The 19084-nt window shown below is 63.2% G+C and carries 18 protein-coding genes; 12 read left to right on the top strand and 6 right to left on the bottom strand.

Features of this window, described 5'->3' with window-relative positions:
- The first annotated feature begins 143 nt into the window (after positions 1–143).
- Both O9Z63_RS09190 and O9Z63_RS09195 read left to right on the top strand, forming a co-directional pair.
- A complete protein-coding gene (locus O9Z63_RS09190) occupies positions 144–863 on the top strand; it encodes a pirin family protein (protein WP_270129013.1) in 720 nt (239 codons plus the stop codon).
- A gap of 9 nt (positions 864–872) precedes the next feature.
- On the top strand, positions 873–1592 hold the full coding sequence (locus O9Z63_RS09195) for a hypothetical protein (RefSeq protein ID WP_270129015.1): 720 nt from the start codon (positions 873–875) through the stop codon (positions 1590–1592).
- A 12-nt stretch (positions 1593–1604) separates the two neighbouring features.
- Here the strand turns inward: O9Z63_RS09195 and O9Z63_RS09200 are convergent, their stop codons facing one another.
- The 6 genes from O9Z63_RS09200 to O9Z63_RS09225 form a co-directional block, all read right to left on the bottom strand.
- Entirely contained in the window at positions 1605–2465 is an 861-nt protein-coding gene (locus tag O9Z63_RS09200) for an alpha/beta hydrolase (RefSeq protein WP_270129016.1), read from the bottom strand.
- Between the two features lie 141 nt (positions 2466–2606).
- The gene (locus O9Z63_RS09205; protein WP_270129017.1) at positions 2607–4463 is read right to left on the bottom strand and encodes a M2 family metallopeptidase; all 1857 of its coding nucleotides are present in this window, start codon (positions 4461–4463) and stop codon (positions 2607–2609) included.
- A gap of 98 nt (positions 4464–4561) precedes the next feature.
- Entirely contained in the window at positions 4562–5509 is a 948-nt protein-coding gene (locus tag O9Z63_RS09210) for a zinc-dependent peptidase (RefSeq protein ID WP_270129018.1), read from the bottom strand.
- Between the two features lie 159 nt (positions 5510–5668).
- On the bottom strand, positions 5669–6001 hold the full coding sequence (locus tag O9Z63_RS09215; RefSeq protein ID WP_044017424.1) for a low molecular weight protein tyrosine phosphatase family protein: 333 nt from the start codon (positions 5999–6001) through the stop codon (positions 5669–5671).
- Between the two features lie 134 nt (positions 6002–6135).
- Entirely contained in the window at positions 6136–7518 is a 1383-nt protein-coding gene (locus O9Z63_RS09220; RefSeq protein WP_270129021.1) for a DEAD/DEAH box helicase, read from the bottom strand.
- Positions 7519–7649: 131 nt separating this feature from the next.
- Positions 7650–8834 (bottom strand): THUMP domain-containing class I SAM-dependent RNA methyltransferase, encoded by a 1185-nt coding sequence (locus O9Z63_RS09225; protein ID WP_270129022.1) that lies wholly within the window; start codon positions 8832–8834, stop codon positions 7650–7652.
- 124 nt (positions 8835–8958) lie between these two features.
- Here O9Z63_RS09225 and O9Z63_RS09230 point away from each other — a divergent pair, with 124 nt between their 5' ends.
- The 10 genes from O9Z63_RS09230 (at position 8959) to O9Z63_RS09275 (ending at position 19061) form a co-directional block, all read left to right on the top strand.
- Positions 8959–9507 (top strand): hypothetical protein, encoded by a 549-nt coding sequence (locus O9Z63_RS09230; protein ID WP_270129023.1) that lies wholly within the window; start codon positions 8959–8961, stop codon positions 9505–9507.
- A 60-nt stretch (positions 9508–9567) separates the two neighbouring features.
- On the top strand, positions 9568–10617 hold the full coding sequence (locus O9Z63_RS09235) for a hypothetical protein (protein ID WP_270129024.1): 1050 nt from the start codon (positions 9568–9570) through the stop codon (positions 10615–10617).
- An 88-nt stretch (positions 10618–10705) separates the two neighbouring features.
- A complete protein-coding gene (locus O9Z63_RS09240; RefSeq protein ID WP_270129026.1) occupies positions 10706–11371 on the top strand; it encodes an aquaporin in 666 nt (221 codons plus the stop codon).
- Between the two features lie 20 nt (positions 11372–11391).
- Positions 11392–11709, top strand: a complete 318-nt coding sequence (locus O9Z63_RS09245) for a hypothetical protein (protein ID WP_270129027.1) — start codon at positions 11392–11394, stop codon at positions 11707–11709.
- Positions 11710–11876: 167 nt separating this feature from the next.
- Complete coding sequence (locus O9Z63_RS09250) at positions 11877–13280, top strand: sugar MFS transporter (protein WP_270129028.1); 1404 nt, start codon at positions 11877–11879, stop codon at positions 13278–13280.
- Positions 13281–13518: 238 nt separating this feature from the next.
- The gene (locus O9Z63_RS09255) at positions 13519–14292 is read left to right on the top strand and encodes a bacteriorhodopsin-like (RefSeq protein WP_270129030.1); all 774 of its coding nucleotides are present in this window, start codon (positions 13519–13521) and stop codon (positions 14290–14292) included.
- A gap of 108 nt (positions 14293–14400) precedes the next feature.
- Positions 14401–15426 carry a Brp/Blh family beta-carotene 15,15'-dioxygenase gene (locus tag O9Z63_RS09260; protein WP_270129031.1) on the top strand — a complete coding sequence of 342 codons (1026 nt, stop codon included), beginning with the start codon at positions 14401–14403 and terminating at the stop codon, positions 15424–15426.
- A gap of 145 nt (positions 15427–15571) precedes the next feature.
- Positions 15572–16600 carry a UDP-N-acetylmuramate dehydrogenase gene (gene murB / locus O9Z63_RS09265; RefSeq protein WP_270129032.1) on the top strand — a complete coding sequence of 343 codons (1029 nt, stop codon included), beginning with the start codon at positions 15572–15574 and terminating at the stop codon, positions 16598–16600.
- A gap of 94 nt (positions 16601–16694) precedes the next feature.
- Positions 16695–17717 (top strand): hypothetical protein, encoded by a 1023-nt coding sequence (locus O9Z63_RS09270; protein ID WP_270129033.1) that lies wholly within the window; start codon positions 16695–16697, stop codon positions 17715–17717.
- A gap of 360 nt (positions 17718–18077) precedes the next feature.
- Positions 18078–19061 (top strand): fibronectin type III domain-containing protein, encoded by a 984-nt coding sequence (locus tag O9Z63_RS09275; protein ID WP_270129035.1) that lies wholly within the window; start codon positions 18078–18080, stop codon positions 19059–19061.
- The last annotated feature ends 23 nt before the right edge of the window (positions 19062–19084 follow it).

Consider the following 19084-nt stretch of genomic DNA (forward strand, 5'->3'; position numbering starts at 1 on the left):
TACTGCAAAGCCCATCCGGCCCGGCGCCGGATGGGCTTTTTGTTGTTCGGTCCTGAGCTTGGCGACATGCTTCAGTACACCGGAAATCTAACTTCGCCGCCGGTTAGCGCGTAAAGCCCCTACATCTCCAACTACGCCCTGCCATGCTCCAGGTTATTCCCGCCACCGACCGCCACCACGCTGCCCCGGTACAGTGGCTCAACAGCTACTTCCTCTTCAGCTTCGCCGACTACTACGATCCGCAGAACGTACATTTCGGGCCGCTCCGGGTCTTCAACGACGACACCATCCAGGGTAATTCCGGCTTTCCGCAACACCCGCACTCCGAAATGGAAATCGTGACGCTGGTGCTGGAAGGCGAGCTGCAGCACGAGGACACGATGGGCAACAAGGCCACCATCAAGACCGGCGAAGTGCAGCGCATGACGGCAGGCACCGGCCTGGCACACTCCGAGAAAAACGATGGTGCCACCCAGGCCCACATCTACCAACTCTGGTTTCTGCCCAACCAAAAGGGCCTGGCGCCCAGCTACGAGCAGAAGGACGTAGACTTTCTGGACTCGAAAAACGAGCTCGTGCCGCTGGTGTCGGGGCAGAAAGTGCTGGAAGACGTGGTGTACATGAATTCCAACACTACGATCTACTGGTGCAATCTGCGCGAGGATAAAACGGTTACGTTCAAAACCTTTCCCATCCGCAACACTTTCCTTTACGTAAAAGAAGGTATGCTGTACATCAACGGTGTTGATGTCGGCCCCAACGACCAGGTACGTTCTACCGGCGAGCATGTCCTAGAAATCCGCGCTTCCAAAGACGCGCAGTTTATCCTGATTGATTTGCCTGCCAGTGAAGCCAACTACTAACGCTTCGGCATGTCTTTAGAATTTCCCAAGTCCCTGATTCCTGAGAATGAGGCGACGCGCCTGCGTACGCTACACCATTACCAGATTGTCAATACCACCGCTGAGCCAATTTTCGACGATTACGTGGCGTGGTCGGCACAGCTGTTCAACACGCCTATTTCGCTGATTTCGCTGGTCGATGATGACTACGTGCACTTCAAGGCCCTGACCGGGGCCGAGGGTGTGCCCGGCCTTGTGCGCGGCGACAGTATGTGCTCGGCGGCTATTCTGCTGGATGAGCCCGTTGTGACAGGCGACTACTCGGCCCAGAGCTGCAGCCTCATCAGTACTGATGTGGCCCAGACGCTGGGGTTGAATTTCTATGCCGGCTCGGCCCTGCGCATGCCCGATGGCTCCCGCATCGGGATGCTGGCCGTCATTGGGCGCGAAGCCCGCGGCTTATCGCCGGTGGAAACCGGGGTGCTCAGCCAGTTGGCCGGCCTGGTGAGCCGCACCATTGAGCTGCGGCTGGCCTACCTCAACTCGCAGCAGCCCGACACTTGGGATGCCGCCCAGCAGGAGCTGGCCGAAAACCTCGACGAAAACGCCGCCCTGGCCCGCTACCTCACCACCCGCAACGGCAGCATCAACCTCGACGACGACGACGTGCTGGCGCTGGTGGAGCGCCGCCTGAAAAGCGTAGCCAAGGTGCTGGACCGCCGGATGGCCGAGCTGCCGGCCGCCGCTTAGGCACTTTTCGGCCTACTTGGCCGGCACCGCTGGCCGGGGCTTGAACACGGCCCTGAACGCCTGGAGGGCCGCCGGATGATAGATCGTCTGGTGCGTTTCCTGGGGCATGGGTGTGTACTGCCAGCTGATGACACGGTTGGCAGGCGCCTGCAGGGCACGCGCTAGGCGGACGGTGGCGGCGGCAATTTCGGGCTCATTGCTGGTAGCCAGAAACAGCGTTTTCGGGGTACCCTTATAGGCCGCCAGCTTCTCCAGCGCCTGCTGCACCAGCAGCTCATTGTTCCACCACAGGCTGGGGTCGAAGGCTAGGTAGGTATCGAACAGGTCGGGTTCCAGAAACAGGGTTTCCACTACAAACAGCCCCGCCAACGACTCGCCTACCAGGGCCTTTTCCTCGGTGGTGCGGTAGCGGCGCCTGATTTCGGGCATCAGCTCGGTGCGCATGAACTGGCGGAAGGCCGCCGAGCCGCCTACGCGGGGGGCTATCTGCCTGTCTTTGGGGTTAGTGGTGGGGCCGGTCAGGTCGCGGCGGCGCTCGGTGTTTTCCACGCCGACCAGCAGAAACGGCCGCATCGTTCCGTTGCCCACCAGTACCTGCAGCAGCCCGGCCACGTGCAGGAAATCCTCCCCTATTCCCCCGTCGGGCATATACAGCACCGGCAGCTTCTCCGTGTCCTGCTCCGTATAGCCGGCCGGCAGATACACGTTGATACGGCGCGTTTCGCCCAGCACGCGCGAACTCAGCGTAAACGTATGGCCGATAGTGAGGGCGCTGCTGGCCGTGGCGGCGTTTTGGGCGGAGGCGGCCGGTACGGCGCACGCGACCAAGGCTACCGCCAGCATCAGTCGGGTGGCGCTTGCGAGAAAAGTCATAGAAGTTGATAATTACACACTGCAGCCAAGGAAAGGCCGCACAAAAAGGAATAACGCAGCGCGTTGTGCTGCCAAAAAATGGCGTTGGACTAAGTCCAACGCCATTTTTCTTACCGAGTATCGAATGATGCCGGCCACTGGCTACATCGTGTACTTACGGCCTTTGTTCTGCTCTTTCAGGTAGGCCATCAGGGGCTGGAAGTACTCCACCATGGCGCGGGCCGAAAGGTCTTCGCCAGTTTTCTCCTTCAGCACGGTGCGCCAGTCTTTGCTGGCGCCGGGCCGCATGATGTCGGCTAGGAAGGCGCCCACTTCCTTGCTGCCGTAGTAGTTGGTGGCGTGCGGGTCCTGCTTGAGGATGTTTTTGCTGATGTGGTCGTGGAGCTGGAACAGGATGACGTAGCTCAGGGCGTAGTCGTAGTACTGCGCGGGGTCATCGTTGATGTGGGTTTTGGTGGCCGGATCGAGGTACTGCTCGCCGCGCGTGGTGGGCGGCACGATGCCCTGGTACTTTTTGGCCAGCTCCCACCACTTGGCGTTGAGCTGGTCGGCGGGCAGTTTGTCGGCATAGAAGCTGTTTTCCCACTCGCTCATCACGCCCGAGGCAAACGGAATGAAGGTGGCGTAGTTGAGGGCTTCCTTGAGCAGCGTCTGGGTCTGATCGGTTTTCGACTTGGCATCTACCAAGCCCAAACCGGCCAGGAAGGGCTTCTGGGTGGCGGCAAGGCCCATCAGGCTGCCCATGGCTTCGTGGTAGGCGCGGTTGGCGCCGCCGCGTAGCAGCACCGGCACGTCGGGGTTGGTGTAGGTGAGGTAGTAGTAGATGTGGCCCAGCTCGTGGTGGGTGGTTTCGTACCACTCGGTGTTGCCCTCCACGCTCATCAGGCTGCGCACGTCCTGGTTGAGGTCCATGTGCCAAGCCGAGGCGTGGTTATTCTTCTTATAGGCCACCCCCTTAGGCAACGGATAGAGGCTGGATTTCTCGTAGAACACCGGCGGCAAAGCCGGGAAGCCCAAGCTCTGGTAGAACCGCTCGGCCTGCTTCACCTGCCACTCCGCTCCTTTTTTGGCCAATACCGGGTTGAGGTCGAGGCCTTTCACGTCGACCATGGCGCTCCAGTCCTGGCCCCAGCGGTTGGGCAGCCAGGAGGCCGGCAAGTAGTCGGGCACCTGCTTCTGGCCGTACTTTTTGGCCAGCTCGTAGCGGGCATAGGTGTGCAGCTCGCGGTAGAGCGGCCGCAGCTCGTCGTTGAGCTTGCGCACCAGCGTCAGCATTTCCTCGCGGCTCAGGCCGTAGTCGGAGGCCTGGTAGGTGAAGTAGTCGGGGTAGCCGAGGGCCTGCACGGTCTGGTTGCGCAGGTCGCGCAGGTTGAGCAGACCATCTTTAAGCGTGGGGCCGATGGCCTTGCTGGCTTCCCAAATCTGCTGGCGCTTCAGCGGGTTCTTCTCCTTGCGCAGCAGCTCATCCAGGTCGTTGGTCGTCACCGACTTGCCGGCGTACTTGTAGTCGAAGCCGTAGAGCTTCTCGGTCTGAGCGGCCTCGGCCTTGATGCGGCGCTTCACCACGTCGGCAATGGTCTGGGGCGAGTTGGCGGCGTTGTAGAGGGCCGTTTGCAGCTGCTTCACCTGCAGCTCCGTGAGCTGGTCTTTGTGGTCGAGCAACTCGCGTAACTCCTTGATGTTGGCCGCTGAGCCCGTGAAGGCTGCCATCCGCTCATTGGCGCGGGCCGTGGCGCCGGCGTTGCTGGTGTCGCCGGGCACGATGCGGGTGTTGGAGCGCCATTCGGCTTCCGTGGCCTGGGTGTAGAGGCGCTGGTACTCGGCAGAATAGGCCTTGAGGAAGGTTTCGGCGCGCTCGTCCCAGCGGGGGGCGGCGGGCTGGGTGGCCGGCTCGGGCGCGGCGGTGGGGGCTGTAGTGGCCGTGGGCGTTTTGGCGGTGGGCGCGCAGGCCGTCAGCAAGGCCGCCGCCGTGAGGGTGGGCAGGAAGTAGCGTTTCATCGGAGCTGGAAAGGCAGGAAAACGAACGAAGATAGAACAACGCTCCCGTTCAGGCTGGCCGCGGCCTCAGCAGGCCGGCTCCGCCACTGCCGGCGCCGTTACGCAGCCTGCGCTTCGTGCTGCTCCAGGTGGCATTCCTTGTACTTTTTGCCGCTGCCGCATGGGCACGGGTCGTTGCGGCCGAACTTGCGGCGGCTACGCAGGCGCTTGAGCCACTCGCGCGGATCGACGGCCCAGCGCTGGAAGCGGCTCTTGGGGTTCTGGCGGAAAGCCAGTAGCAGCAGGCCGTACAGCTCCGGATGGTGCTGCTGCAGCTTCTCCGGTTTCTCAAAGAAATACTCCGTCACGACGGCAAAGAACTCGGCCTCGTTAGTGCCCGCGTAGTCGTTGATTTCCGAGTTTCCGGCCCGGATAGCCGCGATTTCGCGAGCCATGACGGCCTCCCACTCGGGGCGCAGCGCCGCCGGGAATACCGTGGCGGGCACGCCGTCAATCACGCCATCGGCCTCATCCAGCAGGTGCGCAAACTCGTGGATGCCCACGTTCTGCTTGTCCAGCGAATCCTGAAAGCCGCGCTCCAGCGATGCCTTCGAGAGGTGCATGTAGTGGGAAGTCTGGAAGTTGCGCACCGAACCCAGCAGCGTGCCGGCCAGCGGCGCGGTTTCCTTGTTGGGATCCTGCTGCTCCTTCCAGGCGTCGGGCACCACCAGCACCTCACTCAGATTGGCATACTCCCAGTCGGGAAAGCCAAACACCGGTATGACCGCCGAAGCTGCTACCAGCACCCGCGTGGTATCGTCGATGTCGGTCTGGATGCCGGTGATGAGCGTCTGGGCCAGAAACACCTGCACCCGCTTCTCGAACCGGCCTTTCTCCACGGGCGTGAGCGAGCCGTAAAAGGCCACCCGGTCGGTGAGAATCTGCCGCCATTCCGCCAGAAAATCCTCGGCCAGGGCAGCCTTTGTGCGGCGCGAATCGGCGGTGAGGTAGCGGTAGAACAGAAACAGCACCACGGCCACGATGGCCGCAAAAATCAGGTAAGGCATGCCTGAGTAAACGACCAGAAGGTCGTTTGGTTGTGCGATGTAGTGACGCGTATTCACGTCGCGTCGTTGGTTAGCTGGCGCGGTTACGGTCGTTCACTGACGAGACGCGAATATGCGTCTCTACACTGTTCAGCGCCTACATACTGCTTGTGGATGCTGCTACAGCTCCGGCAGGTGCTCCCGTAGCCGCTCGCGCAGCAGGTCCTGCAGAATGTGGTCCATGAACTGAAATTTGTCGGGGATGCGCAGCACCACCAGCGGCTTACCGGCCAGCTCCGGCCCAAACTTCTGGCGCAGGATATCGGCGTGTTTGCGCTCCATCACAAATACCGCATCGGCCCAGCCCAGGTGCCCCGCCGTGACCCGCACCCGCGCCCCCGGCTCGGTACCGGCCGAGCGGGCGTCGTAGGTTGGGTGCCCGTCGAACAGCCGCTCCGCCGTGAGGCTGCGCCACCGGTTCTGGCTGCAAATGAAGAGGAGCTGGCGGGGCATAGCTGGTATATAACTAGAACGTCATTCCGAGCGGAGCGAGGAATCTCGCGTGCTAACGTTGAAATACTATTCATACGTCAGCACGCGAGATTCCTCGCTCCGCTCGGAATGACGTTCAAATAGACCTTTCGCGGCTACCGAACCTCGGTTACGCGCACTTTCTTGCCTTTCACCTTGGCGCCCAGCAGGCGTTGCACCACGTCCTGCACCTGGCCGCGCGGCACGGCCACGTAGCTGTAGTAGTCGAACACCTCGATGTGGCCGACCTGCTCGCGGGCCACGCCGCCCACGTTCACGAAGGCGCCTACCAGATCGTGGGCACTGACTTTGTCTTTCTTACCGGCCGTGACGTGCAAAGTCACGTTTTCGGGCTTGGGAGCTTTGGGGGCGGCGGGCGGCAGCTTGGGCGCCTTCATATCGCTCCATTTGATAGTTTCCGCCACGGGCCACTTCTTCACGTGGGCCTGCTCTTTGAGCGTGGCCAGGATGTGGGCCGTACCGGCCGCGCCGGCGCGGGCCGTACGGCCCGCACGGTGCTGGAAGCCGTCGGCCTTGTCGGGGGCGTCGTACTGCACCACGGTGTCGAGCAAGGTTACGTCGAGGCCACGGGCGGCTACGTCGGTGGCTACCAGCACCTGGCTGGAGCCGTTGCGCAGCTTCAGCAAGGCCTTATCGCGCTCGGGCTGGGGCATTTTGCCGTGCAGCACCTCGGCCGCCACTTCGCGGCCCTGCAGGAAGCGGGCCAGCTCCATGCACCGGTCGCGGGTGTTGCAGAAGATGAGGGCGCGGCCGGTTTCAGGCTGGCGCAGGATGTGCAGCAGAGCCGCCGGCTTCAGCTCAATCGGGCCGACGTGGCCGATCAGGGTGAGATTTTCGGGCAGTTGGTCGTCGTCCTGGCCCAGATTGATGACGCGGGGCCGGGTGAGGTTTTTGCGGATCAGCTCCAGCACCTTGTCCGACATAGTAGCCGAGAACAGCAGCGTCTGGCGGCGGCGCGGCAGGCGCTTCACAATCTCCACCAGCTCGTCCTGGAAACCCAGCTCCAGCAGCTTATCGGCTTCATCGAGCACGAGGCTTTTGAGCTGGTTCGGGATGATGGTGCGGCGTTCTAGGTGGTCGAGGAAACGGCCGGGCGTGGCTACCACAATGTGCGGAGCCTGCGTGAGGGAGGCTTTTTCCTCGCCGAAGGCGTGGCCGCCGTAGAAGGCCGCTACGCGCAGGTTGGGCAGAAACTTGCCCATTTTCTTGAGGGCGTCGCGCACCTGCAGGGCCAGCTCGCGGGCGGGCACCAGCACCAGCATCTGCACGGCGTCGTTTTTCACGTCTACCTGTTGCAGCAGGCCGAGGCCATAGGCCGCGGTTTTGCCGGAGCCGGTGGGCGCCTGCCCGGCCACATCTTGGCCGTCGAGGGTGAGGGGCAGCACCTGCTCCTGCACGGGCGTAGGCTGGGTGAACTGCAGCTCTTCGAGGGCTTGCAACAGAAAGGGCGCGAGGCCGAGGTCGGCGAAGGAGGTCATAAACTTGGAATTAGCCTGCAAAGGTACGGCGGGAATGTAGCATAAGCTTCAGCTTGTGCCGGATAGCGCCTGGTAGCATGGCGCACAACCTATCAGAAGCCAGCCTGGCGCTGTACGGCTCAGGCTGAAGCCTATGCTACATTGGGGGTCCGGCGCGAGCCCTGGTACAGCTCGTACTTCAGCAGGCGGCAGTCAATGGGGCCGTTGTAGAGCGGGATGCGGCGCGAGGTTTTCAGGCCCACGCGCTTGGCGGCCTCCAGGTTGCCGGTGAATATGTAGGCGTCGTAGCCCTGGAAACCGGTTTTGAGTGTGTCGCCGATGGTTTTGTAGAGGGCGTCCATCTCGGCTTCCTCCCCGATTCGCTCGCCGTAGGGCGGGTTCATCACCACGAGGCCGGGCTCGCCCTTGGGGGCGGTGGCGTCCTTCACGTCGCGCACGGCGAAGCGGATGAAGTCTTCGAGGCCGGCAGCTTCCACGTTTTCGCGGGCCAGCTCGATGAACTCGGGCGAGAGGTCGGAGCCGTAGAGCATAGCCTGGGGCTTGTCGAGGCGGGCCTGCTCGGCGTCGAGGCGCACCGATTCCCAGAGCGCCTTGTCGAAGTCCTGCCAGTTCTCGAACCCGAACTTGCCCTGGTGGTAGAGGCCGGGCGCGATGCGCTGGGCGATGAGGGCGGCCTCGGTGAGCAGCGTACCGGAGCCGCACATGGGGTCCACGAGGGTCTTTTTGCCATCCCAGTCGGCCAGCAGCAGGATGCCGGCGGCTAGGGCTTCGTTGAGTGGGGCCACGTTGGTTTGCTGGCGGTAGCCGCGCTTGTGCAACGACTCGCCCGACGAATCGAGGCTGAGCACCACCTCGTTGTCGAGCATGTGCAGGTGCAGGCGCACGTCGGGGTTTTTCACGTCCACGCTCGGGCGCTGGCCGGTCCGGTCGCGGAACTGGTCGACGATGGCGTCCTTGGTGAGCTGGGCCACGAACAGCGAGTGCTCGAACGTGGACTTGTTGACGACGGCCGTGATGGCAAACGTCTGGTCGGGCAGGATGTAGTCGGCCCAGTCGATGCGGCCTACCTCGCGGTAGAGGCCCTTTTCGTGGGGGGCGTAGAAGCCGGCGAAGGGCCGCAGGATGCGCACGGCGGTGCGGCACCACAGGTTGGCCTCGTAGCACAGCTGCATGTCGCCGACGAACTCCACGGCCCGCTGGCCCACCTTCTCAATCTTGGCCCCGAGCTGGTAGAGCTCTTCGGCCAGAATCTCTTCCAGCCCGAACTGGGTGGTGGCGGTCATGTAGAACGGGGCGGAGCGGCGGGCCTGGGCCATAAGGGGGGTGTTGGTAAGGGGTGAAGGTGCAAAGGTCGGGAAAGTAATGGGCTTCGGCCGCACCCACTCTATCTTTACCCGCCGCCCGCCGCGGCCGGCGTGCTGGCCGATTCCATTTATCTCAATGAAAGAACTATTACGCCGGATCCGGCTGATTACGCCATTTGCGCTGGAATTCCCAATTGAGGCGGCCCAGTTTGTCGAGCGGCTGCAACCGCACGTAGCGCCACCCCACCTGAATCCGTTTGGCCGGCTGGGCCGCATCTTTTCTCCCACGGTAGCACCCTACAGCGGCGTGGTGCGGGCCGACTATGTTCTCCTCAAGCCGCGCCCCGATGGCAACCAGCTGTTCTTTCCTGCTTTCAACGGCACCGTATTGCCCACACCTGCTGGCACACGTCTGGAAGGTGAGTTGAACGGAGCTTCCGGTATGTTCTTGTTTCCTGCTCTCTTCTATCTGGTTTTCGTACTCGTTGCGCTTACTTCTCTTCTGATGCGCGATGACACAACTTTGGTAGACGCACTGATTATGATGGCTATGATCTTGTTACAGGGACTTTTAATCGTGGGGATTCCGTACGTAATAGCCCGCCGACGCATGCAGAAAGTAGCGTTTGAGCTGGAGCGAAACCTGTTTTATTTTATGCAGAAGCCCGTTACCGAGTTACGCTAAGCCATTCGGCAAGCTTGTCGGTTACCCGCGCCATCAACCTCCCCTACCCGCCCCGCTCCCATGGCCCGCCATTCTTTCCTCTTCGACCCCAACAAAAACTCTCTGTTCTATCTGGCCCTGTTTGTGGCGCTGGCGCTGCTCGGGCACACCTCCTACCAGGCCCTCAACGGCGACTACTCCATTATCGGCAGCGTGGCCTCGTTTCTGGGGCTGTTCGTGGCGTTTCAAAGCTGGAAGGCGGCTGATGAGGCCTCCCGCAACTCCGACCAGGCCATGCAGCAGATGCACGCGCTGGCCCGCGAAACCCAGCAGCTGGCCGCCGAAACCCGGCAGCTGGTGGAAAGCTCCAACGCCGTGGAGCAGCAAATCAAAAGCGCCGTCGTGACTATCAGCGACGCCACGCGGGAGCTGTACAAGGGCTTTCAGCCGATTATGGTGCGCATGGCCGAGTTTCTGGAAGAGTCGGCCGGCAGCGAGTACCTGGCCCTGATGACCGACTCGGCCGCCATTGGCACCTTCTATGCCCGCCACCACCGCCCCGAGCTCAACCAGCGCGAGATGCGCGCCCTCACCGACCGCATCCACGACCTGCTGCTGGACCGCGCCCGCGACGCCCGCGAGTTCTACCTGGCCACGCTGGCCGCCGACGAAACGCCCGAGGCCCTGCCGCCCACCGCCGACCAGCACGGCCGCCTACACCACTTCGTGCAGGGCGTGTGGCAGCAGTTTCATCCCGAGGCCGACACTATTTCGACAGAGCACTGGCAGGAGCACCGCAACCAGCACCAAGCCACTTTGCGCCAGCTCGAAGACGCTTTCCAGACCTTATCCGAACACCCCGAGCAACGGACCGCCGGCCTGGGCATCCATCAGCTGGTGCCGGTGCTGCCTTTGCAGCTGCTACTGCGCTTCGATGCTGAGGCCAAGGAGCCGTTTCGGGCGCTGGTGGTGTTTCTGGGCCAGTATAACCTGGATCGGGTGGCCGAGGCCCGGGCCCTGCAAACCACCGACCCCGAGCTGGTGCGCACCTTCATCAGTATGTTTGAGAGCCTCACCAGCCTCGACGACCACCCTGGCTACCAGCAGCTGCGCCGGCAGTTTCCGCTGTAAGCCGGAAAATCCGTTTGTTTGCGTTGGCCGCCCCAATCCGGCGCGCACCGGCAGGCCGTATGCCTGGCTATCCTACTTATTCCGATATATGCAGCGGTACGTTTCTGAGGTTCTGGGCACCTTCGCCATTGTGTTTTGTGGCACCGGCGCCATCATCATCAACCAGGAAACGCACGGCGCCATCACGCATGTGGGCGTGGCCATGACGTTCGGGCTCATCGTGAGTGCCATGATTTACGCGCTGGGCAACGTGTCGGGCGCCCACTTCAACCCGGCCGTGACGGTGGCTTTCACCATTGCGGGGCGGTTTGCGGGGCGGCAGGTGCTGCCCTACATCGTTAGCCAGCTAACCGGGGCCGTGCTGGCCAGTGCGGTGCTGCGCTACCTGTTTCCGGCCAACGCGCTGCTGGGGGCCACGCTGCCGACCGGTGCCGAGGGGCAGTCGTTTGTGTTAGAATTCATCCTCACCTATTTCCTGATGCTCGTGATTCTGAACGTGGCCTGTGGCTCCAAGGAGCAGGGCTTGTTTGCGGGGCTGGCCATTGGGGCGGTGGTGCTGCTGGAAGCTATGTTTGCGGGGCCCATCTGCGGGGCGTCCATGAACCCGGCCCGCTCGGTGGCGCCGGCGCTGGTGTCAGGGCACCTGGAGCATCTGTGGCTGTATCTGGTGGCGCCTACCGTGGGCGCCATTGCGGCCGTCTTTACCTGGCAGTTCCTGACGCGGCCGGCGGTGCCGGTGGAAGAGTGCGAGTAGGCCTTAAAAGCTCGTGCTCCATGAAAGACACAATCAAGTTCCTCAATAGCTCCTTTGGCGTTGCAGTAGCAGCATTGCTACTGTATTTCTCCTGGTGGCTTTTCGTTGTGCATTTTCTCTACTGGAAGGAATACTCTGAGGATAGTGGCAACGCAGCTGGTACCGCGGCTCTATTCATGGATTATGTTACAATTGCGTTGCTGGTTATGTATGAAATCGGCTTCCTCATAGCGGCTATTCAGGCCACGTCTAAACGACCTTTTTATCTGGTTATATCCTTCGTTTTACTACTGCCAATGGTTGGCATTTGGCTATTCGAAACCTATGGCCGGAAGTAGCAGGAAGTGAAAAACATGTAGAATACGCTATAATTCGTTGCAGGCAGAGGTCTGTTGCGGGCTATTCATTCAGCTATGCTTGCCTCCCGCTGCACTTCTGCCAAAAACTCCGTAGCATTGCTTAGCCGGCCCCGGGCCGGCTTTTTTTCTTTCTACCCCGCCCCTGCATGGCTGCTCCCGTTACGTCCTCCACCCCGCTTGCCCCTGTCGGCACCACCCGCTCCTACGCGGGCCCGATGGTGCTGATGACCACCCTGTTCTTTCTATTCGGGGCCGTCACCAACTTCAACGACGTGCTCATGCCCTACCTCAAGGACGTGTGCCAGCTCACCGATTTCCAGTCCACGGCGGTGCAGTCGGCCTTCTTCGGGGCATATTTCCTGATGTCGTTGCCGGCGGGCAAGCTGCTGGAGCGGATGGGGTTCAAGCGCGGCATTGTGCTGGGGCTGCTGATTATGGCCTGCGGGGCGCTGCTGTTCGTGCCGGCCGCCAACTCGCGCACGTTCGGGCTGTTTCTGCTGGCGCTGAGCTTTTTGGGCGCCGGCATCACGCTGCTGCAGGTGGCGGCCAACCCCTACGTATCGGTGCTGGGGCCAGCGCGCACGGCGGCCAGCCGGGTGAGCATCGTGGGCGTGGCCAACGGGCTGGGCGGCACCATTTCGCCGCTTATCGGGGGCCTGATTCTGTTCGGAGGCTCGGCGGTGCTGAAGGCCCAGCTGGCGCAGCTGCCGCTGGAGCAGCGCCTCACCCAGGAAGCCACGCTGGTAAAGCCGCTGTATCTGGGGCTGGCCGTGTTTCTGGCGGTGCTGGCGGCGCTGTTTTTCCTGGTGCGCCTGCCCGAGGTGGAAAGCCTGCCCGCCGATGAGGAAGCTGCCGCCGCGCAGGCCGCCGCCGAAACCGGCCGCCGCTCCGCCCTCGACTTCCGCCACCTGGCCCTGGGCGTGGTGGCCATCTTCACCTACGTGGGCGTGGAAGTGGGCATCGGCTCGTTTATCATCCGCTACGGCGAAAGCCAGAACATCAGCCAGCTCAGCGGCTTCACGCAGGAGCTGGTGCGCGGCCTGAGCGTGGCCACCAGCTGGGCCGCCGCTTTGTTCGGCAACACCCCCGACCCGATTGATACTAGCGGCGGCTTCACTAAGGCCGTGGGCGCGGTGCTGGTGTCGTCGTACTGGTTTGGGGTGATGGTGGGCCGCATTGTCGGTATTCCGCTACTCACCCGCTTCGATGCCCGCAAGCTGCTGGCCGGGGTTTGCGCCGCCGGCACGCTGTTCGTGCTGCTCTCCATCCTGAGCTCCGGCGAAACCGCGCTGTGGCTGGTGGTGCTGTGCGGCCTCTGCAACGCCATCATCTGGCCGGTGGTGTTTCCGCTGGCCATTACGGGCCTGGGCAAATTCACCAAGCAGGGCTCGTCGTACCTGATTATGGCCATCGTGGGCGGGGCCATTATTCCGCCGCTGATGGGGCTGCTGGCCACGCACGGCGGCGGCATCCGGGTGGCGTTTGTGCTGCCGGCCCTCTGCTATGCCTACCTGCTGTTCTACGCCCTGAACGGCTACCGGGTGCGGTAACCTGAGTATCTCGCTGGAATCTCGCTTCAGGCGGGTCAGAAAACGGCAGCCGGCCGGTTTCTGACCCGCTTTTTTTTTGGCCCGATATGCCACCCCCAGCACCTGAGGGCACATTGCCGGGTAGGCCGGAAGCCGGCGGCTGTTTTTGTTGAACTTTTCCTTATCAAAAGCTAAACATTGAAACATATTAATTCTTTAATCAAGTGTAATTTCATTCTCACCCCCAACTCCTTACCTCATGAAAACGGTATTACTCGACATCATGCGTATTCCGGTTGACGACCCAGTGGCGTTTACCTTTTTCACGGGGTATATGGCCATGGCCGCTGCCTCCGTCTTCTTTCTGTTTGAGCGCAGCACCGTGGCCGACAAATGGAAAACTTCCCTGTTGGTTTCGGGCCTGATTACGGGCATTGCGGCCGTGCATTACTACTACATGCGCGACTACTACGTCAGCACCAACGAAACCCCCATTGCCCTGCGCTACATCGACTGGACCCTGACCGTGCCGCTGATGGTGGTGGAATTCTACCTGCTGGTGCGGGCGGCGGGGGCCAAGGCGTCACTGCTCTGGAAGCTGATTCTGGCGGCCGTCATTATGCTGGTCTTCGGCTACATCGGCGAGGCCTTTACGGATGGCTCCATGGGCCACTCGGTGCTGTGGGGCTCCCTTTCCACGCTGGGCTACGTGTACATTCTGTACTCGGCCTGGATGGGCGAAGTAGCGCAGCTGGCGGCGGCCTCCAACTCGGTGGCCGTGCAGAAGGGCGTACGGGCGCTGGCCTGGTTTATCCTGGTCGGGTGGGCCATCTACCCCATCGGCTACATGGCCATGCCCGGCGGCTGGCTCGGTCCGGACGGAGCCGGCCTGCTCCGCCCCCACGACCTCGACCTGCTCTATAACATTGCCGATGCCATCAACAAAATCGGCTTCGGCTTGGTGGTCTACGGCATTGCCCGCAGCGAATCGGCGGTGAAAGTGGCGCCGGCCAACGCCGCTTCGGTGGTGTAGCTCCGGCAGGCCTTCCCGGCAAATCCCGCTTTTTGGAATTCACCGGCCGGCAGGCTGAGTTGCCCGACCCCGGCCAGCTCAGCCTGTTTGCCTTTCCACCCGTTTCCTATGCGTCCTTTCCTTCGTGCCAGCACCGCCGCCCCCGCCTGGCCTCCACGCTATTATTCCTACGCGGCCGTGCTGCTGTTCATTGCGCTGGGGCGGCTGTTTCCGGCGCACGCCGGGCTGGTGCTGGGTTTGCCGCTGGCCGTGGGCATGGTGGCGCTGGGCGTAGCCCACGGCGCCTGCGACCAGCTGGTGGTGCCGGCCCTCGTCCCAACTGGCAACGCCCTGCGCACCTGGCGCTACTGGGGGCGGTTTCTGGGCGGCTACTTGGGGCTGGCAGCGGTGGTAGGGCTGCTCTGGTGGCAATGGCCCGCCGCTACTGTGGCTCTGTTTTTCCTGCTGACTATGTGGCACTGGGGCTCGGCCGATGCGCCTGGCCCCACGCAGGTGCCCGTGGCCCAATGGCTGAGCCACAGCCTGCTGCGGGGCATGCTGCTGTTTGCCGTGCCCGCCATCTGGTGGCCCACCGAAACGGCCGGCATCGTAAATGATTTGCTGCGTTTCACGGGGGCGCGTCCCGTTGCCTTGCCACAGTTTGGAGCGGTAGCGGGCGTGCTGGGCACGGTGGTAGCGGTCGGGCACGGGCTGCTCTGGCTCTGGTATGCCCGGCACCGGCGCTGGGCGCTGCTGCAACGCGAGCTAACGGAGCTGCTGGTCCTGGGAATGTTGCTGCTGCTGCTGCCGCCGCGCTGGTCGGTGGTGGTGTACTTTGTGTTCTGGCACAGCTTGCAGCACGTGCTGCGCCTCACGGGCTGGCTGGGCTACGGCAGCTCCGCCCTCCGTTCCCGCCAAGCGCTGCTGTCGCAGCTCTGGTTTTTCCTGCGCCAAGCTGCGCCCCTGCTGCTGCTTAGCTGCGCCGCGCTGCTGGTAGTGGGCCGCCTGCTGGCCAGCCGCCTGCCCGACGCGCCGGCCTGGTTTAGTTTGGCGCTGGTAGTGGCCTCTATCGTGACACTGCCGCACGCGCTGCTCGTGACGCTGGTGATGGATGCCCCCCAGCGGATGCGCGCTGCGGCCCGCCCCGCCGCCTGATCTGCCCCGGGCTCCGCTGACGTGCCGCCCCCTTCCCACAAGGCCCCGCCGGGCCCCGAGGGAGTGGGGCGGCATTTGTGTGGGCAGGAGCCGGCCACAACCCGTTACCTTTGCCCGGCAACCCTTTCCGCTTACTGCTACCGCTATGGCCCCGGCTCCCGTTCTGGAACACCACGTTTCGCTTCGCCCCTACAACACGTTTGGCCTCGATGTGCAGGCGCGCCTGTTTGCCCGCTTCCACTCCGTAGACGAGCTGCGCGCGCTGCTGGCGCTACCCGAGGTGCAGGCCGCCGAAAAGCTGGTACTGGGCGGTGGCTCCAACCTGCTCTTCACCCAGGATTTCGACGGCGTAGTGCTCAAAAACGAAATCCGCGGCCTGGAAATCATCAGCCAGGACGATGAATCGGCATTGGTGCGCTCCGGGGCCGGCGAGAGCTGGCACGGCCTCGTGCAGTACGCCCTCGACCAGGATTTGAGCGGCATCGAAAACCTATCGTTGATTCCGGGTACGGTGGGCGCTGCGCCGCTGCAGAACATCGGGGCCTACGGGGCCGAGCTCAAGGACACGTTTGAGCAGCTAGAGGCGTTGGAAACGGCCACCGGCCAGTTGCGCACGTTTTCGGCCCAGGAGTGCGGCTTCGGCTACCGCGAAAGTGTGTTCAAGGGGGCGCTGAAAAACCAGTACATCGTGACCGGCGTGCTGCTGCGCCTGCACCGCCGCGCCCAGCCCAACGTGCGCTACGGCGACATTCAGACCACCCTGCAGGACATGGGCGTGGCCGACGAGCCCACGCCGCGCCAGGTGAGCGAGGCCGTGAGCAGCATCCGGCGCAGCAAGCTCCCCGACCCGGCCCAGATCGGCAATGCCGGCTCGTTCTTCAAAAACCCAGAAATCTCGCAGGCCCGCTTCGATGAGCTGAAAGCCCGCTACGAAGGCCTGCCCGGCTACCCCGTGCCCGGCGGCGTGAAAGTGCCGGCCGCCTGGCTAATAGAGCAATGCGGCTGGAAAGGCCTGCGCCGCGGCCCCCACGGCGTGCACGACCGGCAGGCGCTGGTGCTCGTCAACCACGGCGGCGCGCAGGGCCAGGACATCCGCGACCTGGCTTACGAAATCATTGCCTCAGTTCGGGAAAAGTTCGGCATCGAGCTGCATCCCGAAGTAAATATTATGTAAGCTTTATATAATCTATTGGCGACCTAGTCAGGAATTTGCAGCTTTGCGGCCAACGACGCACCTTGCGTCCCATTCTGCAACTCCCGCTTCCTGCATGTTTCTGCGCCGGCCCGCCCTGTTTCTTTGCTTCCTGCTTTTATCACTGACTGTTTCACCGGCCTGGGCGCAGGCGCCGCAGTTTCTGCGGCTGGGGCAGGCCCGGCGGGCCGCGCTGGGGTCGGTGCTCCTTGTGCGCGGCGTGGTGGCCAACGGGCCCGAACTGGGCGGCGTGCGTTACCTGCTCGACCAGACCGCCGGCCTAGCGGCCTATTCCAACGTCCCGGCCTTTGTGGCGCTGCAGCCCGGCGACAGTGTGGAGCTGCAGGGCACGCTGCGCAACTACAACGGGCTGCTGGAGCTCACCACCATCACCCGGGCCCGGCGGCTGGCCCAGCACCGCCCGCTGCCACTGCACGAGGTAGCCTTCGAAGACCTAGCCAGCGTCTACGACGAAGCCTTTGAGAGCCGCCTGGTGCGTATCACCGGCGTACCGTTTCTGACCACCATGGCCGGGGTAACGGCGCGCACCCTGACGGCCAGCACCAGCTACCTGCTGGGTGGCCAGCACGGGGCCGTGCTGCGGGTGCAGGCCACGGCCGGCGGGGTGCAGGGCCTGGTAGGGGCCCCAGCGCCCAGCGGCGAGTTTTCGGTGATGGGCCTGATGGGGCAGTACGCGCCCGGCGGGGGCCGTGGCTTCTACCAACTGCTGCCCCGCTCCTACGCCGATCTGGAAGTAGGCTTCGGCAAGCCGGTGGTGGTGGGTGTGCCCGTAGCCCTCGAAACCAGCCCGCAAACCGTGAAGCTGCAGTTCACCACCCTCAACCCCGGCGACACCCGCATCGATTTTGGCCGCACCGGCGAGCTGGAATCGGTGGTCACCAACGCGGCCCTCACCACCACGCACGTCATCACGCTCACGGGCCTGCGGCCGGGCACCACCTACCACGTACGGGCCTCCTCCACCAATGAGGCCGGCAACTCCCTGAGCCCGGTGGTACTCATTGCCACCGACTCGCGCCGCCGCAGTGCCGCCAGCGCCGGCGAGCCCACCGATCCGGCCCAGGCCCCCAAAGACTAGCCGCAGGTGCTTCGAGGTGTTGCCTCCGCCCGGCTTCCATCCGCCGCACATGCTGGCGGCGCCGATACGCAGCGGCAGCCAGCAAAATTGCATCCTAATGTTACCGTTATGTAATCATTCTGGACCAACCGGTACCATTCCGGCGTTGCTGGCGGCGGCACGAATGCTTTTAACTGAATCGTTTAGGCTTCTGCCCGCTTCTTCTGCCTGACTTCCGGGACGCAAAAAAGGCGCCGGCCGGGCATGAGGCTTTGCCGGGCTTATTGTATTTTTACCGAAACCTCTTTCCGGCATTTTTCCATCTGCCGGCCCGCTCTGCCGCTCTCCGCTCCTCCCCAACCCAACCGCTCACGCTCCCTCATGAAAATTCTGCTACTCCCTGCTCTGGTAATCAGCGCCTTGTCGTCGGCGCACGCCCAGCCCGGCCACGCGCCGGCGGCCTCCTCGCTCAGCACCATCCAGGCGGCTCGTCTGGCTGGGCCCGGCGCTACCGTTACCGTGCGCGGCATTGTCAGCAACGGCTCCGAACTGGGGCAGCTGCGCTTTGTGCAGGACAAGCACGCCGGCCTGGCGGCTTTCTCGCTCAACAACCCCAACTTTTCCGCTCTGCAGCCCGGCGACAGTGTGCTGCTGACGGGCACGCTCAAAAACTACAGCGGCCTGCTGGAAATGGACCCCGTGACGAGCGTGCAGAAGCTGGCCGGTGGCCGCCGCATCCCCATGCTGGAAACCACGGCTGCCGCAGCTACCACCCTGTTCACTGAAACCAACGAAGGCCGCCTGATCCGCATCAAAGGCCTGAGCAGCCTCACGGCCCCCGACGGCACCCCGGCCGAGGCCCTCAAAGGCAACACCAACTACCTGCTCGACGGGCAGAAGGCCACCCCAATCCGCGTCAACATTGCCTCTACCGGCGAAACCGGGCTGGTGGGCAAAACCATCCCGGCCGGCAGCTACGATCTGCTGGGCGTGCTCAGCCAGTTCACCAACACCGGTACCGGCGGCTACCAGCTGCTGCCCCGCCTCAGCACCGACTTTGTAGTGGGCGGCGGCCTGCCAATGATTGTGGCCGAGCCCATTCCCACGGCCATCAGCCGCTCGGGCTTCACGGTGCAGTTTGCCACCCGCAACCCCGCCACCGCCACCGTGGAGTATGGCAAAACCAGCGAGTTGGGCCAGAAAGTGCAGCTCAACACGCCCGGCCTCTCGCACGCCATCACCCTCACCGACCTGGAGCCCGGCACCGTGTACTACGTGCGGGTTTCGGCCACCAACGCCGTGGGCACCTCGGCGGCCCCGGCCGTGCCCATGATTACGGATACCAAGAAGCGCGCCATCCGGTAGCAGCACCGTTTTTTTGCGAGCTG

The organism is Hymenobacter yonginensis, from assembly GCF_027625995.1.
Classification (GTDB): domain Bacteria; phylum Bacteroidota; class Bacteroidia; order Cytophagales; family Hymenobacteraceae; genus Hymenobacter; species Hymenobacter yonginensis.

Coding starts and splice junctions, on each gene's coding strand:
- murB (WP_270129032.1), top strand. CDS start 15,572: ATGGCCCCGGCTCCCGTTCTGGAACACCACGTTTCGCTTCGCCCCTAC.
- O9Z63_RS09250 (WP_270129028.1), top strand. CDS start 11,877: ATGGCTGCTCCCGTTACGTCCTCCACCCCGCTTGCCCCTGTCGGCACC.
- O9Z63_RS09240 (WP_270129026.1), top strand. CDS start 10,706: ATGCAGCGGTACGTTTCTGAGGTTCTGGGCACCTTCGCCATTGTGTTT.
- O9Z63_RS09220 (WP_270129021.1), bottom strand. CDS start 7,518: ATGACCTCCTTCGCCGACCTCGGCCTCGCGCCCTTTCTGTTGCAAGCC.
- O9Z63_RS09260 (WP_270129031.1), top strand. CDS start 14,401: ATGCGTCCTTTCCTTCGTGCCAGCACCGCCGCCCCCGCCTGGCCTCCA.
- O9Z63_RS09245 (WP_270129027.1), top strand. CDS start 11,392: ATGAAAGACACAATCAAGTTCCTCAATAGCTCCTTTGGCGTTGCAGTA.
- O9Z63_RS09235 (WP_270129024.1), top strand. CDS start 9,568: ATGGCCCGCCATTCTTTCCTCTTCGACCCCAACAAAAACTCTCTGTTC.
- O9Z63_RS09255 (WP_270129030.1), top strand. CDS start 13,519: ATGAAAACGGTATTACTCGACATCATGCGTATTCCGGTTGACGACCCA.
- O9Z63_RS09195 (WP_270129015.1), top strand. CDS start 873: ATGTCTTTAGAATTTCCCAAGTCCCTGATTCCTGAGAATGAGGCGACG.
- O9Z63_RS09230 (WP_270129023.1), top strand. CDS start 8,959: ATGAAAGAACTATTACGCCGGATCCGGCTGATTACGCCATTTGCGCTG.
- O9Z63_RS09270 (WP_270129033.1), top strand. CDS start 16,695: ATGTTTCTGCGCCGGCCCGCCCTGTTTCTTTGCTTCCTGCTTTTATCA.
- O9Z63_RS09200 (WP_270129016.1), bottom strand. CDS start 2,465: ATGACTTTTCTCGCAAGCGCCACCCGACTGATGCTGGCGGTAGCCTTG.
- O9Z63_RS09275 (WP_270129035.1), top strand. CDS start 18,078: ATGAAAATTCTGCTACTCCCTGCTCTGGTAATCAGCGCCTTGTCGTCG.
- O9Z63_RS09205 (WP_270129017.1), bottom strand. CDS start 4,463: ATGAAACGCTACTTCCTGCCCACCCTCACGGCGGCGGCCTTGCTGACG.
- O9Z63_RS09190 (WP_270129013.1), top strand. CDS start 144: ATGCTCCAGGTTATTCCCGCCACCGACCGCCACCACGCTGCCCCGGTA.
- O9Z63_RS09215 (WP_044017424.1), bottom strand. CDS start 6,001: ATGCCCCGCCAGCTCCTCTTCATTTGCAGCCAGAACCGGTGGCGCAGC.
- O9Z63_RS09225 (WP_270129022.1), bottom strand. CDS start 8,834: ATGGCCCAGGCCCGCCGCTCCGCCCCGTTCTACATGACCGCCACCACC.
- O9Z63_RS09210 (WP_270129018.1), bottom strand. CDS start 5,509: ATGCCTTACCTGATTTTTGCGGCCATCGTGGCCGTGGTGCTGTTTCTG.